At 63.9% G+C, this 19,274-nt stretch carries 12 protein-coding genes; 10 read left to right on the top strand and 2 right to left on the bottom strand.

The features are described from left to right. Positions 1-4 precede the first annotated feature (4 nt). Both HNO53_RS10940 and HNO53_RS10945 read left to right on the top strand, forming a co-directional pair. On the top strand, positions 5-2,062 hold the full coding sequence (locus tag HNO53_RS10940) for a putative bifunctional diguanylate cyclase/phosphodiesterase (protein ID WP_209472154.1): 2,058 nt from the start codon (positions 5-7) through the stop codon (positions 2,060-2,062). A 37-nt stretch (positions 2,063-2,099) separates the two neighbouring features. Next, positions 2,100-3,335: an ABC transporter substrate-binding protein gene (locus HNO53_RS10945; RefSeq protein WP_209472155.1), complete on the top strand. Its 1,236-nt coding sequence runs from the start codon at positions 2,100-2,102 to the stop codon at positions 3,333-3,335. Positions 3,336-3,400: 65 nt separating this feature from the next. Here HNO53_RS10945 and HNO53_RS10950 read toward each other — a convergent pair whose 3' ends face one another. After that, complete coding sequence (locus tag HNO53_RS10950) at positions 3,401-4,732, bottom strand: YjiH family protein (RefSeq protein WP_209472156.1); 1,332 nt, start codon at positions 4,730-4,732, stop codon at positions 3,401-3,403. 324 nt (positions 4,733-5,056) lie between these two features. Here HNO53_RS10950 and hutI point away from each other — a divergent pair, with 324 nt between their 5' ends. From hutI to HNO53_RS10975, 5 genes are all read left to right on the top strand, one after another. Next, positions 5,057-6,277: an imidazolonepropionase gene (gene hutI / locus HNO53_RS10955; protein ID WP_209472157.1), complete on the top strand. Its 1,221-nt coding sequence runs from the start codon at positions 5,057-5,059 to the stop codon at positions 6,275-6,277. Further along, a complete protein-coding gene (hutG, locus tag HNO53_RS10960; RefSeq protein WP_242597400.1) occupies positions 6,270-7,259 on the top strand; it encodes a formimidoylglutamase in 990 nt (329 codons plus the stop codon). The genes hutI and hutG overlap by 8 nt, the downstream gene beginning before the upstream one ends. Before the next feature lie 52 nt (positions 7,260-7,311). After that, a complete protein-coding gene (hutU, locus tag HNO53_RS10965; protein WP_209472158.1) occupies positions 7,312-9,003 on the top strand; it encodes a urocanate hydratase in 1,692 nt (563 codons plus the stop codon). Between the two features lie 11 nt (positions 9,004-9,014). Beyond that, the gene (hutH, locus tag HNO53_RS10970; RefSeq protein ID WP_209472159.1) at positions 9,015-10,547 is read left to right on the top strand and encodes a histidine ammonia-lyase; all 1,533 of its coding nucleotides are present in this window, start codon (positions 9,015-9,017) and stop codon (positions 10,545-10,547) included. Between the two features lie 107 nt (positions 10,548-10,654). After that, the gene (locus HNO53_RS10975; RefSeq protein WP_209472160.1) at positions 10,655-12,001 is read left to right on the top strand and encodes a Na+/H+ antiporter family protein; all 1,347 of its coding nucleotides are present in this window, start codon (positions 10,655-10,657) and stop codon (positions 11,999-12,001) included. Between the two features lie 18 nt (positions 12,002-12,019). Here the strand turns inward: HNO53_RS10975 and HNO53_RS10980 are convergent, their stop codons facing one another. Further along, positions 12,020-12,481, bottom strand: a complete 462-nt coding sequence (locus HNO53_RS10980; RefSeq protein ID WP_209472161.1) for a YchJ family protein — start codon at positions 12,479-12,481, stop codon at positions 12,020-12,022. Between the two features lie 201 nt (positions 12,482-12,682). Between HNO53_RS10980 and HNO53_RS10985 the strand changes: the two genes are divergently transcribed. From HNO53_RS10985 to HNO53_RS10995, 3 genes are all read left to right on the top strand, one after another. Further along, on the top strand, positions 12,683-15,460 hold the full coding sequence (locus HNO53_RS10985; protein WP_209472162.1) for a cation-translocating P-type ATPase: 2,778 nt from the start codon (positions 12,683-12,685) through the stop codon (positions 15,458-15,460). An 89-nt stretch (positions 15,461-15,549) separates the two neighbouring features. Beyond that, positions 15,550-18,333, top strand: coding sequence for a cation-translocating P-type ATPase (locus HNO53_RS10990; RefSeq protein ID WP_209472163.1), 2,784 nt, complete (start codon positions 15,550-15,552; stop codon positions 18,331-18,333). Between the two features lie 134 nt (positions 18,334-18,467). Further along, entirely contained in the window at positions 18,468-19,217 is a 750-nt protein-coding gene (locus HNO53_RS10995; protein ID WP_242597401.1) for a PRC-barrel domain-containing protein, read from the top strand. The last annotated feature ends 57 nt before the right edge of the window (positions 19,218-19,274 follow it).

Raw genomic sequence — 19,274 nt, forward strand, 5'->3', positions numbered from 1 at the left:
CAACATGCCTGAAATGTCTCCTCTCCCAGCAGGGCAAGGTACTTCGATCGACGTCTACATACGTTCCATGGGCCGATACTATATCGGCATCGCCATCGTCATGACCCTGCTCATTGGCGCCACATACTTGACGGTCAAGATTGCCTTGGATCGCCATGCGGTCCAGCAGGAGATCAGCTCTCTGACCAGCCAGAAATTCATTCGCTTCCAGCAGCTTACACAGCAGACGCGGGCGCTCATGAACGCCTCCGCCGATCCCAGGCTACCAGAGCATATCGTGCAGCCGATGCTCCTCGACATACAGAGGGCGATAAACGACATTCGGCACCTGATGACACGCCTACGGACGATGCGAGGTCAGCTTGACAGCAATCTTCTGGAAAATATCAGCCGACAGAATCCGGCCTCAGAAGCCCTGTATATGGACCTTGATCGGCGACTAGAAGATTTTCTCTCCCGGGCCGAGCGAATCGTGACCGCCAGTCACGAAGAACGACAGCGTCGTTATACGTTCTGGGGACCAATTGATTTTGCCATATCGGCCGACAGTCTCCTGATGCGCCAGTTCAACAGCATCATTGAGCACGCCAACGATCGCAGTGAAGTCAGTATCGCTAATGCCGTCTCGATCAGTACAGCGCTCTTGCTCATGCTGGCCGTACTCTTCATTCTGGCCAGCGTGCTCCTGTTCTATCCGCTATTGATGAAGCTGCGCAACGAGCATAACCGCAAGATGGAGTTCGAGAAAAAGCTCACCCACCTTGCCCAAACGGACCCCCTCACCAGGCTCAAGAATCGCTCCTATTTCAACAATGCACTAGGCAGACTACTTCATCGCTATCAGAAAAATGGAACTGGCTTCTCGATGCTGCTGGTCGACCTCGACAACTTCAAGTCGATCAACGATGGCTTCGGCCACCAGGCTGGAGATGCCACGCTCCTGCATGTCGCCAATGCCTTTCAGAGCGTCTTCGACGACAATGACATCATCGCCCGCATTGGGGGCGACGAGTTTGCCATCCTCCTCCCCGGCATCGACGATGAACTACGCCTCAACGACCTGGCCGATCGGGCCATCAAAGCGCTCTCGATGGATTTCCACTACGAGAACAACACCCTACGTACGTCGGCAAGCGCCGGGGGTGCGATCGTCCCCATCCATGCAACCGAGGACGCCGGACTCGTACGTGTCGCCGACCTAGCGCTATACGCTGCCAAATCCGGTAGTCAGCATGCTTATATCTTCGATGAAGAAACACTCGCCTACCGCCTCGAACAGAACGAACTCGCCGTCGCCCTCGTGAGCGCCGCCAACCGCGGCGAGTTTATCGTGCACTATCAACCCAAGGTTGACCTCGCCTCAGGCGAGCACCTTGGCTTCGAAGCTCTCGTCCGTTGGGACCACCCCCTGCTCGGCCTGCTGGCGCCCGGCGCCTTCCTTCCTCTGATGGACGATCCACGCCAGATCGTCGCCATGAGCCAAGCCGTCATCCACGGGGTTTGTCACGACCTGAGAACGTGGAAGAACATGGCGTTTTCTCCCGGACCGGTTGCCATCAACATGCCGGAGACACTTCTCATCAATGAAAGCGGATTCGATATGCTCGCTTCAGCCATGCGCCTGTACGGACTTGAGTGGCACGATCTGACAATCGAAGTGACGGAGGACGTCTTCATCAACCGCCATGCGGAGAAGATGCGAGCTGCCATGATGCGTTTTCGCGAACATGGCGTACTCGTTTCGCTCGACGACTTCGGCACAGGCTTCGCGTCGCTGTTGCACCTCCGCAACTTTCCCTGTGACGAACTCAAGATCGACCGCAGCTTCGTCGCTGATATCGGCCTCGACAAGCGCTCGGAGCAGATTATCCATGCCATCATCGATCTGTCCCGCAACCTGGGCAAGCGCTGTGTGGCGGAAGGCATCGAGACCCAGGCGCAGCGTGAATTCCTGCAAGAGGCAGGCTGCTCGATCGGTCAGGGATATTTCTTTGCCAGACCTATGTCATCGCGAGACGTCAAGGAGTCCTGGTTCAGGCAACCCAGGGCAGCAGCCAAGTGAACGGGCGTAGCGAGGTAAAAGCATTGATGAAAGCGCTGTGCTCAAGCCTCTTTGTCTCGCAGCGGTGATGGTTACCGGCGCTCAAGGCAACGCCACCTCCACGGGCCTTCAGGTCGATGTCGTGCATTACTGGATATCGAATAGCGAATCAGCAGCGATAGACGTCTACCGGGATGCCTGGACCAGCGCCGGCAATCAATGGACGGACTTGTCCGTGGACGGTGAAGCCGCCCTGAAGCGTGTCGTCAGCGAACGCATCGCCAACGGTTATCCTCCTGCAGTGACGCAGTGGAATCTCGACGCCAGAGCCGTCGAGCTGCCGAATTTCGGAGTCGCTCAGGATATCGAGGCACTCGCTCAAAGAGATCACTGGCGCAAATTGCTGCCTGCTTTCGTGATCGAAGTGATCAGCTACGGCGACAGAATTTATTTTGCGCCATCGAATATTCATCTAGAAAATTGGCTCTGGACCAGTCAGACCATCTTCAATGAACTCGGGCTCGCTCCCCCCGAGACCTGGGACGAACTCTTTGCCACGGCCGAGCGAATCGAGGCTGCAGGCTACCCGGCCATCGCCATGGGATCGGCACCCTGGGAAGCCGCCTTGATCTTCCACAGTATCATGTATGACACCATGGGGGCTGAGGGGTATGCAGCCGTTTTCCATGGCGACAGGGATGCCGTACTCGCGCCGAGCATGCGAGAGGCACTCGACCGGTTGCGCCGCGTTTCTCGCTTCACCGAACCTGCAACTGCCCGAGCGGGCAGAACCTGGGCTGACGCCACCAGAATGATCGGGCGCGGCGAGGCCGGCATGCAGCTCATGGGCGACTGGGCCAAGGGAGAACTTGTTTCCCTTGGCTACACGGCAGGCCAGGACTTCGGCTGCAGCTTCATCCCCGGCACCTCTGCCACCCATTTCATGGCAATCGACGGCTTTGCCTTTCCGCTAACCGCTCGCGATGGGGCCGCCCATGCGCAACACACCTTTGCCCGCATGGTACTCGAACCGGACAACCAGCTCGCCTTCAGTCGACTGAAGGGATCACTGCCGGTAAGAACCGACATCGACCCTGCTGAGCTGGATCATTGCGGCCAGCTGGGCCTGCAGCGAATCCGGGACGAAGCACACCACGATGGCGTGCACTCGAGGGCAATGCCCTCCCATACCATGGCTGCCTGGATCAGCACGCTCAGCGAATTCTTCGATGATGCCACCATTTCCAGCCAAGTCGCCCAGCAGCGTCTGAGCAAGATCGTTACCGAAGGCTGACCCCGCCTCTGCACCTCGGGAACGACCCTTGCCTTCCTTGCAATCCACCACGATGGCGCCATCGTCTACCCCAGGCTCAGCGCCTGCACCAGATAACCCGCCGGTACTGCCAACATCAGGCTCAGCGCCACGCGGATGAACCACACCGCCACGATACGCCCCACCGTCAACGGAATGCTGGTGGCAAGGATGCAGGGAATGGAGGCGGAGAAGAACAGCACTGCAGAAACCGATACTACGCCGGCGGCGAAGCGAGCGACGAACTCGGCCTCACCCATCAGCAGCGCGGGCAGGAACATTTCCGCCAGCCCCGCCGCGGATGCCTGTGCCAATGCCATGCCATCCTCGAGTCCCCAGATCGCCACGAAGGGATAGAACAGCATACCCAGCCACTCGAACAGCGGCGTGTACTTGGCGACGAGTAATCCCAGCAGCCCTACCGACATGATCGACGGCAGGATGCTGATGGCCATCAGCAGCCCCTCGCGCACATTGAGTGCCACGCTGCGATGCAGCGACGGAGCCTGACTGGCAACATCCAACCCGGTACGCCAGGCGGTCTCCAGGCGCTTGCCCACGGGGGCTTCGGGCTCTCCATCGGCCTTGCTATCGTCCAGCCGCGAAAGCGGTGGCAGGCGCACGGTAATGGCGGTCACCAGGAAGGTGATGGCAAGTGTCAACCAGAAGTACAGGTTCCAGACGCTCATCAGGTCGAGCGTACGCGCCACGATGATCATGAAGGTCGCCGACACCGTGGAGAAACCGGTAGCGATGATGGCGGCCTCGCGCGCTGAGTACTGCCCCGCCTGGTAGACCCGATTGGTGATCAGCAGACCGATCGAGTAACTGCCGACGAACGATGCCACCGCATCGATGGCCGAGCGGCCCGGTGTACGCCAGATCGGGCGCATCACAGGCTGCAGCAATACACCGACGAGTTCCAGCAAGCCGTAGCCGATCAGCAGCGCGAGGAACACGGCGCCGATCGGCACGATCAGCCCGACGGGGATGACCAGCTTGTCGAACAGGAACGGCAGCATGTCCGGCTCGTGCAGCAGCGCAGGCCCCCATCCCGACAGAGCCATTAACGCCACGGCCACGCCAGCCAGCTTCAGCGCAGTGAAGATGCGCTCCGTCAAGCTGCGCCGCCAAGTGCCCTTCCACAGCGGATACGCCGCACCGGCCACGATCAGCGCCAGTGCATACCAGCCGGCAGCCTCGCCCAGCAGGCCTCGCGCTGCGGTGACCATGTGATCGAGCAGAATGGTCTGTCTGCCGCCCAGCGTGATGGGAACGAAGAAGATCAGAATACCCAGCAGGCTGGGCACGAAAAGCTTGGCCGCCGTAAGCCAGGTGCCATTGCCCGCATTGCGCGTGGCCGGTTCCGGTATCGCCATGGTGCTTACCTCTCGTTGTGATTGTCAGTGGCTCCGATTTCGAAGCCATCCCGGGGATGCCTATTTGTATATACATTACGATATCCCAGGGTGTCACCGGTGGGCCACGAAGCATTGCTAATACCTTAGTCTAACGCGCCACTCGAGATAGAATGAGCCTCTTGGAGAGACACAAGAAAAAAACCTTTTTGAACAATGAACTGTTAATGATAAGAGCGATGCAGACCGAATGCGGATATCGGATCTCTCCGGACTCCCCTTGACGCTGGCGCAGCAACCGATTAAATGTATATACAATAGTCAGCATCTGCGACAGGAGGCACAATGCCCGCCAAGCTCCAACCACGACGCCTATGGCGTGACGTCACCCTCTTCGACGGACACGACACCCTGCCGGAACCGATGGCAGTAGTGGTCACGGGCGAATCGATCGAGCGCGTCATCCCCATGCGCCAACTGGACCGCGCCGACGCGGAGGCTTGTGAACTTTTCGGCCAGGGCGGCGTGCTGACACCGGGCCTGGTGGACTGCCATACCCACCTGGTGTTCGGCGGTTCGCGTGCCGAGGAGTTCGAGAGTCGTCTGGAAGGTGTCAGCTACGAGGCGATTGCCCGACAGGGTGGCGGAATCCTCAGCACCGTTCGTGCCACTCGGACCGCCAGTGAAGAAGCACTCTTCGACATGGCCCGCCCGCGCCTGGAGGCGCTGGTGCGTGACGGCATTACCACCGTCGAGATCAAGTCTGGCTACGGCCTCAGCATCGCCGACGAGTTGAAGATGTTGCGCGTGGCGCGCCGCCTCGGCGAAGAGCTGCCGGTGCGGGTGGTCACCACGCTGCTGGGCGCCCACGCCCTGCCGCCGGAATACCGCGACGACAGCGATGGCTACATCGACCTGGTGTGCCGAGAAATGATTCCGGCCGCCGCCGAGCAGGGCCTGGCCGATGCGGTGGACGTGTTCTGCGAGAAGATCGCCTTCTCCGTCGCCCAGTGCGAGCGCGTCTTCGAAGCCGCCGAAGCCCATGGCCTACCGATCAAGGCCCATGCCGAGCAGCTCTCCAACCTGGGCGGCAGCGCCATGGCGGCCCGCCACGGTGCGCTTTCCGCCGACCATATCGAGTACCTCGACGAGGCCGGCGTCGCCGCCCTGCGTGAGGCCGGCAGTGTCGCGGTGCTGCTGCCTGGCGCCTTCCATACCCTGCGCGAGACGCGGCTGCCGCCCATCGCCGCGCTGCGCGAAGCCGGCGTGCCCATGGCCATCGCCACCGATGCCAACCCAGGTAGCTCGCCGCTGTTCATGCCGACGCTGATGCTTAACTTCGCCTGCACCCTGTTCCGCCTGACGCCACGCGAGGCCCTGGCCGGCATGACCGCCAACGGCGCGCGTGCCCTCGGCCTGCATGGGCAATCGCTCGGGCGCATCGTCGAGGGTGCGCCGGCGGATCTGTGCCTGTGGGACGTAGAAACACCTGCCGAGCTGGCCTATGCCGTGCAGCCCGGCCGGCTGCGTCAGCGCATTTATCGGGGGGAGCCTAGCCATGGCTGACACCGGCACCGACATGCATCTGGCCGACCCGGCCATCGACATGGCGCCCTGGGCCGGGCGCGAGGACCCGGAGCCCGACAGCCTTCGCTGGCATCAGGTCGTCACACCGCTCAAGCGCGGGACTGCCCCCGGCGTCGCCATGTTCGGCTTTGCCTGCGATGCCGGAGTGGCACGCAACCAAGGGCGTATCGGTGCCGCCGAAGGGCCGCGTGCCATTCGTCGCGCGCTGGCCCCGCTGGCTTGGCATCGCACCGCTCCCGTCTTTGACGCCGGCGACGTGAACTGCCATGGCAACGATGATCTCGAAGCGGCGCAGCAGCGCCTGGCCGAACGGGTCGCCGCCCTGCTGTCGGAATCGCACCTGCCGCTGATTCTCGGCGGCGGTCATGAAGTCGCCTTCGGCAGCTGGTCGGGCCTGGCTCACCACCTCGACGCTCAGGGCGAGGCCCGCCCGCGGGTCGGCATCATCAACCTCGATTCCCATTTTGACCTGCGCAGCCCCCTTCTCACTCCAGGCCAGCGCGGCTCCTCGGGCACCCCCTTCGCCCAGATCGCCGCCGAGTGCGACCGTCGTGGCTGGCCGTTCCGCTACGCCTGCCTGGGCGTCAGTCGGGCCAGCAATACCCGCGCCCTGTTCGCCCGCGCGCGCGAACTCGGTGTGCTGGTACGCGAGGACCGCGAGTTCACGGCGCAGCACCTGGACGCCATCGTTCGCGACCTGCAGCGCTTCATGGCGCACTGCGACCACCTTTATCTGACGGTCGACCTCGACGTGCTGCCGGCTGCCGAGGCACCTGGCGTCAGCGCGCCCGCAGCCCGTGGCGTATCGCTGGCACTGCTCGAACCGCTGATCGAGGCGGTGCGCGACAGTGGCAAGCTGCGTCTGGCCGACATCGCCGAGCTCAACCCCAGTTTCGATATCGACGGCCGTACCGCCCGCGCCGCGGCACGACTGATCCACCAGCTCACGCTGGACACCTGATCCGTACGGATCCAGCCACCACAATGCCAGCCACGACAATGAGAGAAGCCGAATGAACAGTCATCCCCCCCTCACCGACACGCGCCACGACCCCAGCCGCCGTATCGCCGCCCATACCGGCAGCGAGCTCAGCTGCAAGAGCTGGCTCACCGAAGCGCCGCTGCGCATGCTGATGAACAACCTCCACCCCGACGTGGCCGAGCGCCCCGAGGAGCTGGTGGTCTACGGCGGTATCGGTCGCGCCGCCCGCGACTGGCAGTGCTACGACACCATCGTCGCGACGCTCAGGCGCCTCGAGGACAACCAGACCCTGCTGATCCAGTCCGGCAAGCCGGTGGGCGTGTTCGAGACCCACAAGGACGCGCCACGGGTCCTCATCGCCAACTCCAACCTTGTGCCGGCCTGGGCCAACTGGGAGCACTTCAACGAGCTGGATAGGAAAGGCCTGATGATGTACGGCCAGATGACCGCCGGCTCGTGGATCTACATCGGCTCCCAGGGCATCGTCCAGGGCACCTATGAAACCTTCGTCGAGGCCGGGCGCCAGCACTACGGTGGCGACCTCACCGGCCGCTGGATTCTCACCGCCGGCCTCGGCGGCATGGGCGGCGCCCAGCCGCTGGCGGCGAGCCTGGCCGGCGCCTGCTCGCTGAACATCGAGTGCCAGCAGTCGCGCCTCGACTTCCGCTTGCGCACCCGCTACCTGGACGAACAGGCCGACGACCTCGACGACGCCCTGGCCCGCCTCGAGCGCTACACCGCCGAGGGCAAGGCGGTCTCCATCGGCCTGTGCGCCAATGCCGCCGAGGTGCTGCCGGAGCTGGTCAAGCGCGGCGTCAAGCCGGACATGGTCACCGACCAGACCAGCGCCCACGACCCGCTGCACGGCTACCTGCCCGCCGGCTGGGGCTGGGACGACTACGTCGAGCGCGGCAAGGCCGAGCCGGAAGCAGTGGTGAAGGCCGCCAAGCGCTCCATGGCGGTGCACGTGCAGGCCATGCTCGAGTTCCAGAAGATGGGCGTGCCCACCTTCGACTACGGCAACAACATTCGCCAGATGGCCAAGGAAGAGGGCGTCGCCAACGCCTTCGACTTCCCCGGCTTCGTGCCCGCCTACATCCGTCCGCTGTTTTGCCAGGGCATCGGCCCGTTCCGCTGGGCGGCGCTCTCCGGCGACCCGGAAGACATCTACAAGACCGATGCCAAGGTCAAGGAACTGATTCCCGACGACCCGCACCTGCACCGCTGGCTCGACATGGCCCAGGAACGCATCGCCTTCCAGGGGCTGCCGGCGCGCATCTGCTGGGTCGGCCTCAAGGACCGCGCCCGCCTCGGCCAGGCCTTCAACGAGATGGTCGCCAACGGCGAGCTCAAGGCCCCCGTGGTCATCGGGCGCGACCACCTGGACTCCGGCTCGGTGGCGAGTCCCAACCGCGAGACCGAGGCGATGATGGACGGCTCCGACGCCGTCTCCGACTGGCCGCTGCTCAACGCCCTGCTCAACACTGCCGGTGGCGCCACCTGGGTCTCGCTGCACCACGGCGGCGGCGTGGGCATGGGCTACTCCCAGCACGCCGGGGTGGTGATCGTCGCCGACGGCACCGACGACGCCCACGCCCGCCTCGGCCGGGTGCTGCGCAACGACCCGGGCACCGGGGTGATGCGCCACGCCGATGCCGGGTACGAAATCGCCAAGCAGTGCGCCCGGGAGAATGGGTTGGATCTGCCGATGCTCGATAAGTAAAGGAGCCATTCATGACCCAACTCGACATTCAACCCGGCAAGATGACCCTGGCCCAGGCGCGCCAGGTGTTCGAGGCGCCGCTGCGCGTGACGCTGCCCGACAGCACCGACGCCGCCATCGACCGCGCCGTCGATTGCGTCAATCGCGTAGTCGCCGAGGATCGCACCGTCTACGGCATCAACACCGGATTCGGCCTGCTGGCCCAGACCCGCATCGACCACGACCACCTGGAGGATCTCCAGCGCTCGCTGGTGCTGTCCCACGCCACCGGGGTCGGCGAGCCCATGGAAGACGCCCTGGTGCGCCTGATCATGGTGCTCAAGGTCAACAGCCTGGCGCGGGGCTTCTCCGGCATCCGCCGCAAGGTGCTCGACGCCCTGCTAGCCCTGGTCAACAACGAGGTCTACCCGCACATTCCGCTCAAGGGCTCCGTCGGCGCTTCCGGCGACCTGGCGCCGCTGGCCCACATGAGCGTGGTACTGCTCGGAGAAGGCAAGGCACGCCATCGCGGCGAATGGATCACCGCCCGCCAAGCGCTCGAGATCGCCGGGCTCGAGCCGCTGAGTCTCGCACCCAAGGAGGGGCTGGCGTTGCTCAATGGCACCCAGGTCTCCACCGCCTACGCCCTCAAGGGGCTGTTTGAGGCCGAGGATCTGTACGCCGCTGCCACGGTATGCGGCGCGCTGACGGTGGAAGCCACGCTCAGCTCACGTGCGCCCTTCGACCCGCGCATTCACGCTGCCCGCGGTCAGCGCGGCCAGATCGACGCCGCCGCGGCCTATCGCCACCTGCTGGGTGAGCGCAGCGAGATCAGCGACTCCCACGCCCACTGCGACAAGGTGCAGGACCCCTACTCGCTGCGCTGCCAGCCCCAGGTGATGGGTGCGGTGCTGACCCAGATCCGCCAAGCCGCCGAGGTGCTGGCCGTCGAGGTGAATGCGGTATCGGACAACCCGCTGGTGTTCAGCGACGAAGGCGACATCCTCTCCGGCGGCAACTTCCACGCCGAGCCGGTGGCCATGGCCGCCGACAACCTGGCACTGGCGCTGGCAGAAATCGGCTCGCTCACCGAGCGCCGCGTCTCGCTGATGATGGACACCCACATGTCGCAGCTGCCGCCATTCCTGGTGGAGAACGGCGGCGTCAACTCGGGCTTCATGATCGCCCAGGTCACCGCCGCGGCACTGGCCAGCGAGAACAAGGCCCTGGCCCACCCGCACAGCGTCGACAGCCTGCCCACCTCGGCCAACCAGGAGGATCACGTCTCCATGGCGCCGGCGGCCGGCAAGCGGCTGTGGGAGATGGCCGACAACGTGCGCGGCATTCTCGCCATCGAATGGCTGGCCGGCTGTCAGGGACTCGACTTCCGCCAAGGGCTTTCGACCACCGCAAGACTGGAACAGGCGCGTCGCGCCCTGCGCGAACAGGTGCCCTATTATGACTGTGATCGCTTCTTCGCCCCCGACATCGAGGCGGCCACCGCCCTGCTCTCTTCTCGCGTGCTGAACCGCCTGGTGCCAATGCAGCTGCTGCCGAGTCACTGACCCGACGATTCACCTGAGGTAACATACGCTGCCCCGAAGCCATGCTTCGGGGCTTTCCGTCTGCCCTTGCGCGTCATTTCAATTTATCCGAATCCAAAGAGCCACGCATGAATGCCATCGTTCTGGCCATCCTGGTCATGGTCGCCCTGAGCCTCGCCCGCGTTTCCGTCGTCTTCGCCCTGATCGCCGCCAGCCTGATCGGCGGCCTCGTCGCCGGGCTGCCACTGACCGAGATCCTCGATGCCTTCAATGAAGGCCTGGGCGGCGGCGCCATCATCGCCCTCTCTTATGCCGTACTGGGCGCCTTCGCCGTGGCCCTGTCACGCTCGGGCATCACAGAGCTGCTCGCCAATCGGGCCATTCGCGGCCTGCACCTGGACGACCAGCCGTCGAGCCGTCGCTGGGTTGCATTCACCCTGCTCGGCGCCCTGCTGGCCGCCGCGGTCAGCTCGCAAAACCTGATCCCGGTGCATATCGCCTTCATCCCGGTGCTGGTGCCACCGCTGCTCAAGCTGATGAACCACTTGCAACTGGACCGTCGGGCCGCCGCCTGCGTGATCACCTTCGGCATCACCGCGCCCTACATGCTGCTGCCGGTGGGCTTCGGCTCGATATTCCTCAATGACATCCTGCTCGCCAACCTCAACGAGAGCGGTGCCGAACTGGGCCTCGAGGTCACCCGTGGCATGGTGCCCATGGCCATGTTGATTCCCATCGGCGGCATGGCGCTGGGCCTCGTCGCGGCACTGCTGTGGAGCTATCGCCGCCCGCGTCAATATGAGGACCGCGACCTGGCCCATGGCGACGAGACCCCGGCCCAGGCCGCCCGGCACCTGGCGCCTTGGCAGATGGCAGTGCTCGCCGCGGCGCTGGTCGGCACCGTGGCGACCCAGTTGCTCTCCGGCTCCATGGTGCTCGGCGGGCTGTTCGGCTTCGCCCTGCTCTCGGTCAGCGGTGTATTCCGCTGGCACGAGCAGGACGGCATCTTCACCGAAGGCATGCGCATGATGGCGCAGGTGGGCTTCATCATGATCAGCGCGGCCGGCTTCGCCGGGGTGATGCAGGCAACCGGGGAAGTGGCCACGCTGGTGGAGGGCTCGGCGGAGCTGATCGGCGACAACAAGGGCCTGGCGGCACTGATCATGCTGCTCGTCGGCCTGTTCATCACCATGGGCATCGGTTCGTCGTTCTCCACCGTGCCGATCATCGCCTCGCTCTACGTGCCACTGGCACTCAGCTTCGGCTTCTCGCCCATGGCCACCATCGCCCTTGTGGGTACCGCCGCGGCGCTGGGCGACGCCGGCTCACCGGCGTCGGACTCGACCCTCGGCCCCACCGCCGGGCTCAACGCCGACGGCCAGCACGACCACATCTGGGACACCGTGGTGCCCACCTTCCTGCATTACAACGTGCCGCTGATCGTCTTCGGCTGGCTGGCGGCGATGGTGCTTTGATGGGGCTGTTGATAGAAGTCAGCCCAGGCCGCAGCAACTCTTGAACTTGCGCCCGCTGCCGCAGGGGCAAGGGTCGTTGCGGCCGGGCTTGAGGCGGGTGACGCCGGGTGTGCCATCCAGGTAGTACCAGCGCCCTGCCTCGCGCACGAAGCGCGAGTTCTCTTCCAGTACGCTCCAGCGCCGGCCTTCATGGAAGGTCGCGCGAAAGTGCACGCGGCCCCGCTCGCCATCCTGCCCATGATCCAGCACTTCCAAGCGCACCCAGCGCGTTCCGTCATCCAGATCCAGCGTCGCGGGACGAGTGCTCTCGTGCCAGGTACCGCGCAGATAGTCATGCAGACCCAGAGCGAAAGCGCTGTAGCGGGAGCGCATCAGCGCTTCCGGCGTGGGCGCCGGCTCACCGGCATGAAAGCGGCCGCAGCAGGCGGCCAGCGGCAATAGGCTACCACAAGGGCAGCGAGTCTCTCGAAGCGAGGTCATTGGTTCTCTCGTACAGAACGAGCCACCATCATAGCGCAGGCCGTCATCTCCTTGCTGCCACCTCGGCCCATTCGCAGCGCCACGTCCATATCCCGGCCCCGTACAGACTTGGCTCACGTTCCTTGCCCTGGATCACTGCAGCGCAGCATGGGAGTGTGATACATCTGGCGCTGTCCCTCTCACGTTCTCGGAGGTAAGGGAATGCCCGAACGTCCTGTCGCTGCCCGCACCGCCTGGCATGCGCTCAGCGAAGAAGAAGCCCTGCAGCGACTCGAATGCGACCGCAATGGTATCGATGAACAGCAGGCGGCATCACGCCTGGAGCGCTATGGCCCCAACCGGCTGCAACAGGCCAAGGGGCGCCCCTGGTGGCAGCGCATGCTGGCCCAGCTGAACAATTTGCTGATCGTGATTCTCATTGCCGCCGGTGTCGCCAGCCTGGCGCTGGGCCATCGTCTCGATGCGCTGGCTATCGCTGGCGTAGTGGCGATCATCGCGCTGATCGGCTTCATCCAGGAAGGCAAGGCCGAGCGGGCCCTGGAGAGCATTCGCGAGCTGCTCTCGCCGCAGGCCCACGTATGGCGCGCCGGGCGACGCCAGACCATCCCCGCCGAGGCGTTGGTACCCGGTGACATCGTGCTGCTCGAGAGCGGCGACCGGGTCCCCGCCGATCTACGCCTGCTGCAGGCCAATCGACTCCGTACCGAGGAGGCCGCCCTGACGGGAGAATCGGTTGCCGTCGACAAGCAGACCACGCCCGTCGCCGCAGAGACCGACCTGGCCGAACGCAGTTGCATGGCCTACGCCAGCACCATCGTTGCCCAAGGCACTGCCCGGGGGGTGGTCGTGGCCACCGGCGTCGATACCGAAATCGGGCGTATTTCCGAGCTGCTACGCAACGTGGAGAAACTCAAGACACCGCTCTTGCGTCAGCTCGACCGCGCCGGCCGCGTACTGGCCATCTTCATCATGGGGGCTGCCCTCGTCACGGCGGCCATCGGTGCGCTCGTCCATGGCCAGCCTGCCAGCCAGATGTTCATGGCGGCCGTCGGCCTCGCCGTGGCGGCCATTCCTGAAGGCCTGCCGGCCATCGTCACCATCGGTCTCTCCCTGGGCGTGCAGGCCATGGCCCGGCGCAACGCCATCATTCGGCGCCTGCCTGCCGTCGAGACGCTGGGATCGATCTCCACCATCTTTACCGACAAGACCGGCACCCTGACACGCAACGAGATGACCGCCCAGGCCATCTGGCTGCCCGAAGGCGAGATCGCCGTCACGGGCATCGGCTTCGCGCCGGAGGGAGATTTTCTGCCCGTACGCGATAACGCAGCCGCCGGCGACCCGCTGAACCTGGACAATCACCATGCCCTGCGCCATTTCCTCAAGGTCAGCGCCTTGTGCAACGACGCCGAGCTGTCCCGGGATGAGTCGGGACATTGGCACATCCTTGGCGATTCCACCGAAGGAGCGCTGGTCGTCGTCGCGGCCAAGGCCGGACTGGATGCCAGGGCGCTGCGTGATTGCCACGACCGGCACGATGCCATCCCCTTCGAGTCCGAGCGCAAATACATGGCCACCCTTCACGAGGTGGACGGCCAGCCCACGCTATTGGTGAAAGGGGCGCCCGACCGGCTGCTCGAGATGTGCCAGCGGGTGCGTACCGAAGCCGGCGATACGCCACTTGCACCCGACCTATGGGAGGCGCGGATCGAGGCCCTCTCGGCACGCGGACTGCGCGTGCTCGCGCTGGCCGAAAAGCCGATCCATGACGTCGCCGAACTTGACGAGCGCCATGCCGAGGAGGGCCTGGTTCTCCTGGGGCTGATCGGTTTGCTCGATCCCCCCAGGGAAGAGGCGATTCGTGCGGTCGAAAGGTGCCTGTCAGCCGGCATCCGCCCGATCATGGTCACGGGCGATCACGCCGTCACGGCGCTGGCCATCGCCCGGCAGCTAGGTTTTGCCAACACCGAGCGGGCCCTGACTGGCCGCGAGATCGAGGCCATGAGCGACACCGAGCTGGAAGCATGCATCGACGATGTCGACGTGTACGCCCGCGCCGCCCCCGAACACAAGCTACGACTGGTCAAGGCGATGCAGGCCCGCGGCGGCATCTGCGCGATGACCGGCGACGGCGTCAACGACGGCCCGGCCCTCAAGCGCGCCGATGTCGGCGTGGCCATGGGCATCCAGGGCACGGAGGCGGCCAAGGAAGCCGCCGAAATGGTACTGGCCGACGACAACTTCGCCACCATCGTCGGCGCCATCGAGGAGGGCCGCAAGGTCTACGACAACATCCGCAAGACAGTCACCTTCCTGCTGCCCACCAACGGCGCCCAGGGCCTGGCGATCATGCTGGCCGTGCTGGCCGGCACCCTGCTGCCCATCACCCCGCTGCAGGCGCTGTGGGTGAACATGGTGGTCGCCGTGACCCTCGGCCTGGCACTGGCCTTCGAGCAAGGGGAGGAAAACCTGATGCGGAGGCGTCCTCGCGATCCAGCCGCCGCCCTGCTCGACCTGTTCCTGCTCTGGCGCGTGATCTTCGTCTCCCTGCTGCTGCTGGTCGCCGTGTTCGGCATGTTCAGCTGGCTGCTTCAGCACGAAGGCGACGAGGCTGTCGCCCGCTCCGCTGCCGTCAACGTGCTGGTCATGGGAAGCGCGGCCTACCTGATCAACAGTCGCTACTTGCTGCGTAGCAATCTCTCCCTACAAGGGCTATTCGGCAGTCGTCCTGTGTGGCTCGCCATCGGCCTGGTGCTGTCGCTGCAGGTCGCCTGGACCTACCTGCCCTTCATGCAGGCCCTGTTCGACAGCGCAGCTCTCGCCCCATGGCATTGGCTGCTGGTGTTCGGCTGCAGTATCGCGCTCTTTCTGGTCGTCGAGCTGGAAAAGCTTCTGCTGCGCAGGAGAAGGAACAACAGGCCACCGCAGCGCAACTCCGACAGCCCGCTCTCGCGAGACACCCTGCCCGGCGCACGCTGACACTACGCTACGTATCCTGTCTGCAGGTCCGTCCAGGGTGTGCTACCCCTAGAGACACAGGGAAGTTTCCGCAGCTCAGGAGGAGCAGCATGCCACAACGCGACGATCGGAAAGAGCGTACTCCTTGGCACGCCTTGACCGGCGACGAAGCGCTCGAACGTCTCGACGCCGCGCCGGACGGTCTCGCCGATGACGAGGCCAACCAACGCCTTGAACAGTACGGTCCGAACCGGTTGCAACAGGAGGAAGCGCAACCCTGGTGGAAGCGACTGCTGGCCCAGTTCAACAACGTACTGATGCTGATCCTGATCGTCGCCGCCGTCGCCAGCCTGTTGCTGGGCAAGCCTCTGGATGCTGCGGTCATTCTCGGCGTGGTGGTGATCATTGCGCTGATCGGCTTCTTTCAGGAAGGCAAGGCCGAGAAAGCCCTGCAGAGCATTCGCGGCATGCTGTCGCCTCAAGCCACGGTCCTGCGCGGTGGGCGTGAGGCGAACATCGATGCCGAGCAGCTCGTACCTGGCGATATCGTGAAGGTAGAGAGCGGCGACCGGGTACCTGCTGACCTGCGCATTCTCGAGGCCAAGCGCCTGAACGCAGAAGAAGCGGCCCTGACCGGCGAATCCACGCCGGTAGACAAGACCGATGAGACCGTGGAGGAAGACGTCGACCTGGCCGAGCGCAGTGACATGCTGTTCGCCGGCACGATCGTGGCCAAGGGCACCGCCAGCGGGCTAGTGGTCGAGACAGGCGAGCGTACCGAGATCGGCCGCATTTCTGAAATGCTGCGGGGCGTGGAGCAGCTCAAGACGCCGCTGGTCGAGCAGCTCGACCGGGCCGGACGCGTACTCGCACTGTGCATCGTGGGGGCTGCGCTGCTGACCGGGGCCTTCGGGGTGCTGGTCCACGGCCAGCCCTGGACCGAAATGTTCATGGCCAGTGTCGGCTTGGCCGTCGCCGCCATCCCGGAGGGGTTGCCTGCAATCGTGACCATCTCGCTGGCGCTCGGCGTGCAGGCCATGGCCGGCAAGCATGCCATCGTCCGCCGCCTGCCGGCGGTAGAAACCCTGGGCTCCATCGCCACCATCTTTTCCGACAAGACCGGTACGCTAACCCGCAACGAGATGACCGCCCAGGCGATATGGCTTGGCGAAGGCGAATTTCGCCTGTCCGGTATCGGTTTCGCCCCGGAGGGTGAGCTCCATCTCGCCCCACACGGCGAAGAGAGCGGAGGCGACGAGGCCGGCGAAACGATCTCGCTCGAGGATTACCCCGCCCTCGCCCACTTCCTCGAGGTCGGGGCTCTTTGCAACGACGCCGAGCTCAACCAGGAAGAGGAGGAGTGGCGCATCGATGGCGATCCCACCGAGGGTGCCCTGGTGGTCGCGGCCGCCAAGGCGGATATCGACACGCGTGAGCTACGCGCCTCTCATGGCCGCGAGGATGCCATTCCCTTCGACTCCGAACGCAAGTACATGGCCACCCTCAACGAGCACGACGGCAAGCGGCTGCTGGTAAAGGGCGCCCCGGATCGCCTGCTAGAAATGTGCGAGAAGGAGCGCGGCTCGCAGGGCGACGTCGAACTCGACCGTGAAGCCTGGGAGGAGCGCATCCACGAACTCTCCTCCCGTGGGCTGCGTGTGCTCGCGCTGGCCGAAAAACCGGCCGACGACCTGACGGGTGAGCTCAGCGACACCGACGCCGAGGAGGGGCTGATCCTGCTCGGCATCGTCGGCCTGCTCGACCCGCCCCGCGAGGCCGCCATCGAGGCGGTCAAGAACTGTCAGCGCGCCGGGATCCGGCCGGTGATGGTCACCGGGGACCATGCAGTCACCGCACGGGCCATCGCCGACCAGCTCGGCTTTGCCAGAACCGATCGCGCCCTGAGCGGCCATGAGATCGAGGCCATGAGTGACGAGGAACTCGAGCGCGAGATTACCGAGGTGAACGTTTACGCTCGGGCAGCGCCCGAGCACAAGCTGCGCCTGGTACAAGCCATGCAGGCGCGCGGCGGTATCTGCGCGATGACCGGTGACGGGGTCAACGACGGACCTGCCCTCAAGCGGGCCGATGTCGGCGTGGCAATGGGCGTCCAGGGTACCGAGGCGGCCAAGGAAGCCGCCGAGATGGTACTCACCGACGACAATTTCGCCACCATCGTCGGCGCCGTGGCCGAAGGGCGCAAGGTCTACGACAACATCCGCAAGTCGATCACCTTCATCCTGCCGACCAACGGTGCCGAGAGCCTGGCGATCCTGCTGGCAATCGTGGCGGGCCTTACCCTGCCGATTACCGGCCTGCAGGTGCTGTGGGTGAACATGATCACGGCCGTCACCCTGGGCATTGCCCTGGTCTTCGAACCCGCCGAAGCGAACGTCATGATACGTCGGCCACGTGACCCCCACGCACCGCTGCTCGACATGTTCATGCTATGGCGCGTCATTCTCGTCTCGCTGCTGCTGGTGCTCTGCGTGTTCGGCATCTTCGCCTGGATCCTGCACGGCCAGAGTGGCAGCGAGGCGCTCGCGCGCAGCGGGGCCGTCAACATGCTGGTGGCGGGCGAAATCGTCTACCTGATCAACAGCCGCTACCTGTTGGCCAATAGCCTGTCATGGCAGGGAGTGTTCGGCAGCCGGGCGGCGCTCGTTGCCATCGGGCTGGTGGCAGTGTTCCAGCTCGGCTGGACCTACCTCCCCTTCATGCAGCTGGTCTTCGGCACCGAAGGCCTCTCGTTGCTGCACTGGACGGTCATCGGAATTGCCAGCGTGGCGGTGTTTCTCCTCGTGGAGGCGGAGAAGTGGGTACTGCGCCGACGCCAGGCCAAGGCGGAAGACCGGGGCGATCGCACGAGTGCCGCGGTAGCAGATACGCGCTAGCCAGCAGCAGCGAATGGCTTCGTTTGTGTGCCAGCAAAGAGCTAGCGGATAAACTTGGATACAAACCCGTGCTTCACAAAACACGTAAGGATTTCTAGTTTCGTAGGTGCATACTCAGGGAAAGGAGGAACAGCATGAAAATGTATTATTCCGCTTCCATCTTGGCAGTCGCCATTGCCTCTGCTTCTGCTGCAACCAATGTGCAAGCGACAGAAAACCAAAGCACAAATAACGGCAATGTTACTGCTATCAGTGAGTGGAACTATGAATCACTCTACGATGAAGGAGGCATGACGGCCGAAAACTTGATGGACACCGAGGTATTCGGTCCCAACGGCGATGAAATCGGCAGCGTAGAGAACATACTGATCAGCGACAAGAGTATTACAGCGATCATCGCCCAGGTGGGTGGACTTTGGGACATAGGCGATACCCATGTTCTGGTACCATGGGAGGAAGTTGACGTCGGCCCGGACGGAGTCACTATTCCCATCATCGAAGAAAATGCTGAGGAATACGGTCTCTTCGAAGAAGATTACATTACCCAGACCGACCTATCATACGTTTCTCAGGTAGAAGACGACCCCACGACAGGCGCGCGAATCTGGAAACTTACCGACCTGCTGAACGATTATGCAAGCGTAGGCGAAGGTCAGGGTTACGGCTACGTCGACAACGTGCTGTTTGAAGAAAGTGGCAAGATTCAGGCTGTAATTATCGAATCCGATTCCGCTTACGGTGGCGGTACCTACGCCTACCCCTTCTATGGCTACCATGACGGTTGGGATCCGAGCTATAGCACCTATACACTCCCCTATGACGAAGTCGACCTGGAGCAGATGACCGACTTTGATTACGATGAATACGAAGGTCCCTGGGATTGAAATCCTTAATAGATGACTGAGCCTAGTCATCCTTACGCTCGAACAAGGGGAGACATC

Origin of the sequence: Billgrantia antri (genome assembly GCF_017868935.1) — a bacterium.
GTDB lineage: Bacteria > Pseudomonadota > Gammaproteobacteria > Pseudomonadales > Halomonadaceae > Halomonas > Halomonas antri.

Bases quoted from the DNA above. Each gene is read 5' to 3' on its own strand.
- HNO53_RS10940 (WP_209472154.1), top strand. From the start codon at position 5: ATGCCTGAAATGTCTCCTCTCCCAGCAGGGCAAGGTACTTCGATCGAC.
- HNO53_RS10950 (WP_209472156.1), bottom strand. From the start codon at position 4,732: ATGGCGATACCGGAACCGGCCACGCGCAATGCGGGCAATGGCACCTGG.
- hutI (WP_209472157.1), top strand. From the start codon at position 5,057: ATGCCCGCCAAGCTCCAACCACGACGCCTATGGCGTGACGTCACCCTC.
- hutG (WP_242597400.1), top strand. From the start codon at position 6,270: ATGGCTGACACCGGCACCGACATGCATCTGGCCGACCCGGCCATCGAC.
- hutU (WP_209472158.1), top strand. From the start codon at position 7,312: ATGAACAGTCATCCCCCCCTCACCGACACGCGCCACGACCCCAGCCGC.
- hutH (WP_209472159.1), top strand. From the start codon at position 9,015: ATGACCCAACTCGACATTCAACCCGGCAAGATGACCCTGGCCCAGGCG.
- HNO53_RS10975 (WP_209472160.1), top strand. From the start codon at position 10,655: ATGAATGCCATCGTTCTGGCCATCCTGGTCATGGTCGCCCTGAGCCTC.
- HNO53_RS10980 (WP_209472161.1), bottom strand. From the start codon at position 12,481: ATGACCTCGCTTCGAGAGACTCGCTGCCCTTGTGGTAGCCTATTGCCG.
- HNO53_RS10985 (WP_209472162.1), top strand. From the start codon at position 12,683: ATGCCCGAACGTCCTGTCGCTGCCCGCACCGCCTGGCATGCGCTCAGC.
- HNO53_RS10990 (WP_209472163.1), top strand. From the start codon at position 15,550: ATGCCACAACGCGACGATCGGAAAGAGCGTACTCCTTGGCACGCCTTG.
- HNO53_RS10995 (WP_242597401.1), top strand. From the start codon at position 18,468: ATGAAAATGTATTATTCCGCTTCCATCTTGGCAGTCGCCATTGCCTCT.